Genomic DNA, 6,093 nt, shown 5'->3' on the forward strand with positions numbered 1-6,093 from the left:
AAGGAACTGAACAATGTTACCTCAGATAAAAGACATCCTGTTCGCGACCGACCTGTCGGCAAACGCAGACAATGCTTTGCGCCACGCCATTGCTTTGGCGCAGACGCATGATGCAAGAGTTCACGTTCTGCACGTGACCGAACCGTTGACTCAGGACGCAATCATGACGCTGCGGATGTTCATCCAGGATGATGCATCGCGAAAGCATGCGATCAGGGAACGGCACGCGTCCATAAAGGACATGCTGAAGGCCAACCAGAAGGCCTTTGTCAGTTCGCTGAGCAAGGAAGAAAAGCAGGCCTACGAAAAGGTTGCGTCAGTTGAACTGGTCGATGGTCACCCGGCGGAAGCGATCCTGCAAAGAGCCAAGGACCTTGATTGCGGGCTGATCGTCATGGGAACGCATGAACACGGCACGGGTCACACATTCATCGGTACCGTCGTCAAACGGGTGCTTCGACGATCCAGAATCCCGACACTTGTCGTACCTCATGTGCACTAGAATTACCCTCCTGGACTGAACTTAGGCGGCCAAACGGTCGCCTTTTTTTCAGCGATCCTTAGCGCCATGGCGGCCTTTCTGGTGTTGGCACTTGATGGATGCAGTGGCTTTGAATCCCCTACTGTTTGATGTCTGAGAATTTTGAAGAATAGTAGTAGGCGATAGCCTGCGCCCGGTTCTTAACCGACAGTTTTTCATAAATGTTCGACAGGTGAAATTTCACCGTATTCGTGGAAATCTGCAAGTCCTTGGACAGGTCGCGATTGGACATGCCTTTGGCAAGGGCCTCAAGAATGGCCCTTTCCTTTCGTGACAGGCTGTCTAACGGGTTTCGTTGCATCTTGCGGACATCGATGAAGGGAAAAACCATCTTGCCCGCCGCAACATCGACGCAGGTTTCCAATAACCCTTCGACTTCGCCAGAGCGCGCCGCAAAACCCGCGGCACCCGCCTGCATCGCCAGACGCGGCACATCACCAACTTCATCCCCGTAGATGACAAAACGCGGCGCGTTTTCCTGCTCTCGCAGCACTTCTATGAGTTTCGCGGCGCCCAGAACCGGCAAATCCCAAGCGACGATGCAGACCTTTACCGGCACCCGCATCACCGCGCCCAGGAAGCCCTCGGCAGTTGCCGATGTTGCGACCAAAGAGAATCGGGGATCGCGTTCGAAGATCTCGGACATCGCCGATAACACCAGCGGATTGTTGTCAGCGAGCATGACGGCAATTGGAGAACGCTGAGTTCCAGTCATTGTAATTCCACCTAAAATTTTCAAAACCTACCCGTTTTGGCAGTAGATTTCTTTGTATGCATCGGTATCCTTACCAGTTTGGGTAGGTTTTTCCCCATCTATTTGGAAGCCCCGTAGCAGTAGTAAGTTACGTTGCGGACCAAAGCAAGTATCGCTTTTCTACACGTCAGCGAAAGACACGGGGCCAGCAATTGCCCCTGATGAAGTGGAGGCCGTCAATGACGTTTCAGATTTTCCCCCAGCTCGAAATCCCCGAGACGTTGGCGGCTGGCCCCGGGCCGGGCAACACGGATGCCCGCGTGTTGCAGGCATTCTCCGGCGCCGGAGTGGCCGATCACATGCAAGCAGACGTTCTGCGTGGAATGGTCGAATGCAAGCACATGCTGCGCGAGATCTGGGGCACCAGAAACGCGTATACCTTTGCTGTGGCCGGCACCGGCTGGAGCGGGCTGGACACCATGTTCTCGGCCGTCATGCCGGGTGACAAGGTTGTCGCTTTCTCGAACGGAACCTTTTCGGGCATCGACTCGCTGACACTCCGGATCAAGGCAGCAACACCGCAGGAACACGCCGCCGATCCACTCGATCCGAAAGCTGCCAGCGTAATCGTCATTGATGTACCGCACGGCCAGCCGGTCACCGCCGAAACAATCGAGGCCGCTTTGGCCGAGCACAAGCCGAAGTGGGCCTTCATGGCGCATTGGGAAACCGGTTCAGGCCGTATCAACGATCTGCGCGGGTTCTCGGATGCGTGCGAACGCCATGGCGTCATGGGGCTGATCGATGCCGTCTCGTCGCTTGGGGTCGAGAATTTCCGGATCGACGATTTTCCCGGTGTCGCCGGGTGGGCCTCCTGCCCACAAAAAGGTTTGTGTTGCCTGCCGCTGACCTATGCGCCCGTCAGCTTTACCGCTGCCTACATCGACTCGCTGAAAAGCACCGGCGCTTACACCTATGTGCACAACCCGATTTTCGAGGCGCGCCATTGGGGAATTGTCGATGGTCGGGATGTCGAAAAGGGCACCTATCACCGGACCCATTCAGGCTATGCCGTCGCTGCCTTTCATGAATCACTGCGCCTCACTCTGCAGGAAGGGCTGGCAAAGCGGTCAAATGCGTACCGGACCCACGAAAACGTTCTGCGCGATGCCGTAACTGCGATGGGATGCGAAGTCACATCGGACATGCCCAGCCTCGTCGTACTCAACCTGCCGCCGGAACTGGCCGGCCGTGAAATGGAACTGGTCCAGAACTGCCGCGCGCGCGGCTTTGGCATATGGCCGACACTGAGTGCGCCAGTACAGGTGCGGATCGGTATTCTCAACCAATTGAACCGCCAAGCCGTCAGCCGGATCGTGCGTCTGTTCGCCGAAGCCCTGCGGGAGCTCGGAGGTCAGGTGGACAACGACGTCGTCGAGGCTTTGCTCGAGAGCCGTTACGGCACTTCGATCGCCGCCTGAATTGCGCTGCAGAAAAGAGAGAACTCCAAATGGACATTCATGAGTATCAGGCGAAAGAAATTCTTTCGAATTTCGGGGTCGAAGTTCCTTCGGGAGCGTTGGCCTACAGCCCGGAGCAGGCCGCTTATCGCGCCCGCGAATTGGGCGGCGACAAATGGATCGTCAAGGCACAGGTCCACGCCGGCGGTCGCGGCAAGGCGGGCGGCGTCAAGCTTTGCAATAGCGAAGGCGAGATCTACGAAGCATGCGATGACCTGTTCGGTCGAAAGCTGGTAACCCATCAGACCGGCCCCGAGGGCAAGGGCATCTATCGCGTCTATGTGGAAAGCGCGGTGCCGATCGATCGCGAGATTTATCTTGGTTTCGTGCTTGATCGCTCCAGCCAGCGGATCATGATTGTTGCATCCTCTGAAGGTGGCATGGAGATCGAGGAGATTTCGGCGGAAAAACCCGAAAGTATCGTGCGCTCCACAGTGGAACCGGCAGTAGGTTTGCAGGAATTCCAGGCCCGGGAGATTGCCTTCAACCTTGGTCTGGAACCCCGCCTGATTCAGCAAATGGTCCGCACATTGCAAGGGTGTTATGCCGCATTCAGTGAGCTGGACGCGACCATGGTGGAAATCAATCCCCTGGTAATCACCGGCGACGATCGGGTTCTGGCGCTGGATGCCAAGATGAGCTTTGACGACAACGCCCTGTTCCGTCATCCGCAAATCTCTGAACTGCGCGATAAAAGTCAGGAAGACCCGCGCGAAAGCCGTGCGGCGGACCGCGGCCTGTCCTATGTCGGGCTCGAGGGCAATATTGGGTGCATCGTGAATGGCGCCGGCCTTGCGATGGCCACGATGGACACGATCAAGCTGGCTGGTGGTGAGCCTGCAAACTTCCTCGACATTGGCGGCGGTGCTTCGCCCGAACGGGTGGCCAAGGCGTTCCGTCTTGTCCTGTCAGACAAGAACGTTCAGGCGGTGCTGGTCAATATCTTTGCGGGCATCAACCGCTGTGACTGGGTTGCCGAAGGTGTCGTGCAGGCGCTGCGCGAATTGCAGATCGATCTGCCCGTCATAGTTCGCCTTGCCGGAACGAATGTCGAGGAAGGTCAAAAGATTCTTGCGAAATCGGGCCTGCCAATCATCCGTGCAACAACTCTGATGGAAGCCGCTGAACGCGCCGTGAGCGCGTGGAAGCACGATCTGACCCATAACACCCAGATGAGGGCCGTGTAATGAGCATTCTTCTCGATCGCGAAAGCCGCGTAATCGTTCAGGGCATAACCGGCCGCATGGCAAGGTTCCACACCAAGGACATGCTGGAATATGGCACCAACGTTGTTGGCGGGGTTGTTCCCGGCAAGGGCGGCGAAACCGTCGAAGGCGTTCCGGTCTTTGACACGGTCAAACAAGCCGTCGAAGCAACCGGCGCCAATGCCAGCCTGGTGTTTGTACCACCGCCGTTTGCCGCGGATTCGATCATGGAAGCCGCTGACGCCGGTATCCGCTATTGCGTGTGCATCACCGACGGCATTCCGGCGCAGGACATGATCCGCGTCAAGCGTTACATGTACCGTTATCCGAAAGAGCGGCGCATGGTTCTGACCGGCCCCAATTGCGCAGGTACGATCAGCCCGGGCAAAGCGCTGCTGGGGATCATGCCGGGCCATATCTATCTGCCTGGCCCTGTCGGCATCATCGGACGTTCGGGCACGCTGGGTTATGAAGCGGCCGCGCAGTTGAAGGAACGCGGCATCGGTGTTTCGACCAGCGTCGGAATTGGCGGCGACCCGATCAACGGCTCGTCTTTCCGCGACATCCTGGAACGCTTCGAGCAGGACGAGGACACCGAGGTGATCGCCATGATCGGAGAAATCGGCGGACCTCAGGAGGCGGAAGCCGCAGAATATATCCGCAATCATGTCACAAAGCCCGTGGTGGCCTATGTCGCTGGCCTGACCGCTCCCAAAGGGCGAACGATGGGCCATGCTGGTGCGATCATCTCGGCCTTTGGCGAAAGTGCGTCGGAAAAGGTGGAAATCCTTTCGGCCGCAGGCGTGACCGTGGCTGAAAACCCCGCTGTGATTGGCGAAACCATCGCCCGTGTCATGGGAAAGGCAGCGTGATGGTCAAACCCTCTGTCCTTGTCACCCGTCGTTGGCCCGCCGCCGTCGAGGCGCAACTGATGGAGAGCTATGACGCAGTTCTGAATACCGGGGACAAACCTTTGACCCCGGCGGAAATTCGCGAAGCGCTCAAACGGTATGATGCGGTTCTACCGACTGTGACCGATACACTGAATGCCGAAGCACTGGACGTACCGTCGGCGCAAACCAGGATCCTGGCCAACTACGGTGTTGGGTACAGCCACATTTGCGAGCCTGCGGCACGCGACCTGGGAATGACCGTCACCAATACGCCCGACGTGCTTTCAGAATGTACTGCCGATCTCGCGATGACGTTGTTGCTCATGGTTGCCCGCCGAGCAGGCGAAGGAGAACGAGAGTTGCGCGCGGGCCAATGGACAGGATGGCGGCCCACACATCTTGTCGGCACCAAAGTCAGCGGCAAGACATTGGGCATCATCGGTTTCGGTCGAATCGGCCAGGAAATGGCCCGTCGCGCCCATCACGGGTTTGGCATGAAAATTCTTGTACAGAACCGGTCGCGTGTCTCGTCGGAGATTCTGAACCAATGCAATGCCACGCAGGTCGACACCATCGACGACTTGCTGCCGCAATGCGATTTTGTCTCGCTGCACTGCCCCGGAGGTGCCGCCAACCGGCATCTGATCGACGGTCGCCGTCTCGACTTGATGAAGCCTGACGCCTACCTGATCAATACCGCCCGCGGCGAGGTCATCGATGAACATGCCCTGATCCAGGCCCTCATGTTTGACACTATCGGCGGCGCAGCGCTCGACGTCTTCGACGGAGAACCCTACGTCAGCCCGGACCTGTTGCATTGCGACAATCTGGTCATGCTGCCACATCTGGGAAGCGCCACCCGAGAAGCGCGCGAAGCCATGGGATTTCGCGTTCTGGACAATCTGAGCGATTTCTTCGAGGGACGCCCGCCGCGTGACCGGGTGATCTGACACAGACAACATCTTGGGCAACAGGCAGGTACGGGTCCAAACGGCTTTCGCAAAGTGATTGTGACGAGGTCCAGACCTGCTCTGCCCCTGCCCCTGCCCCTGCCCCTGCCCCCCAGTTTTGCTGTTCCGGACCGGAACGACCAACACAATTCGAAAGGTTTCGACATGAATGCCCCCTATCGTACCGACGATTTTTTCACCCAATCTCTCGCGGATCGTGATCCTGAGCTTTACGGCTCGATCGCGTCGGAGCTTGGCCGTCAGCGCGACGAGATCGAGCTGATCGCGTC

Annotated in this window: 6 protein-coding genes and 1 pseudogene; 6 read left to right on the forward strand and 1 reads right to left on the reverse strand. The window is 57.9% G+C overall.

Annotation, left to right across the window (positions count from 1 at the left end):
• Positions 1-13 precede the first annotated feature (13 nt).
• A complete protein-coding gene (locus tag AC2FLX_RS11245; RefSeq protein WP_480751835.1) occupies positions 14-502 on the forward strand; it encodes a universal stress protein in 489 nt (162 codons plus the stop codon).
• A gap of 118 nt (positions 503-620) precedes the next feature.
• Here AC2FLX_RS11245 and AC2FLX_RS11250 read toward each other — a convergent pair whose 3' ends face one another.
• On the reverse strand, positions 621-1,256 hold the full coding sequence (locus tag AC2FLX_RS11250; protein ID WP_480751834.1) for a LuxR C-terminal-related transcriptional regulator: 636 nt from the start codon (positions 1,254-1,256) through the stop codon (positions 621-623).
• Between the two features lie 218 nt (positions 1,257-1,474).
• On the opposite strand from AC2FLX_RS11250, the gene AC2FLX_RS11255 reads away from it, so the two are divergent.
• The 5 genes and pseudogenes from AC2FLX_RS11255 to AC2FLX_RS11275 all read left to right on the forward strand — a co-directional run.
• Positions 1,475-2,716 (forward strand): pyridoxal-phosphate-dependent aminotransferase family protein, encoded by a 1,242-nt coding sequence (locus AC2FLX_RS11255; RefSeq protein ID WP_496810315.1) that lies wholly within the window; start codon positions 1,475-1,477, stop codon positions 2,714-2,716.
• 29 nt (positions 2,717-2,745) lie between these two features.
• On the forward strand, positions 2,746-3,942 hold the full coding sequence (locus AC2FLX_RS11260; protein ID WP_496747879.1) for a malate--CoA ligase subunit beta: 1,197 nt from the start codon (positions 2,746-2,748) through the stop codon (positions 3,940-3,942).
• The gene (gene sucD, locus AC2FLX_RS11265) at positions 3,942-4,832 is read left to right on the forward strand and encodes a succinate--CoA ligase subunit alpha (protein WP_480751829.1); all 891 of its coding nucleotides are present in this window, start codon (positions 3,942-3,944) and stop codon (positions 4,830-4,832) included. Before AC2FLX_RS11260 ends, sucD begins: the two co-directional genes overlap by 1 nt.
• Positions 4,832-5,803 carry a 2-hydroxyacid dehydrogenase gene (locus AC2FLX_RS11270; RefSeq protein ID WP_496810348.1) on the forward strand — a complete coding sequence of 324 codons (972 nt, stop codon included), beginning with the start codon at positions 4,832-4,834 and terminating at the stop codon, positions 5,801-5,803. Before sucD ends, AC2FLX_RS11270 begins: the two co-directional genes overlap by 1 nt.
• A gap of 105 nt (positions 5,804-5,908) precedes the next feature.
• Positions 5,909-6,093 (forward strand): annotated as a pseudogene (locus tag AC2FLX_RS11275) (hypothetical protein); the annotation flags it as partial.

This window comes from Ruegeria sp. YKSF57 (genome assembly GCF_059612585.1).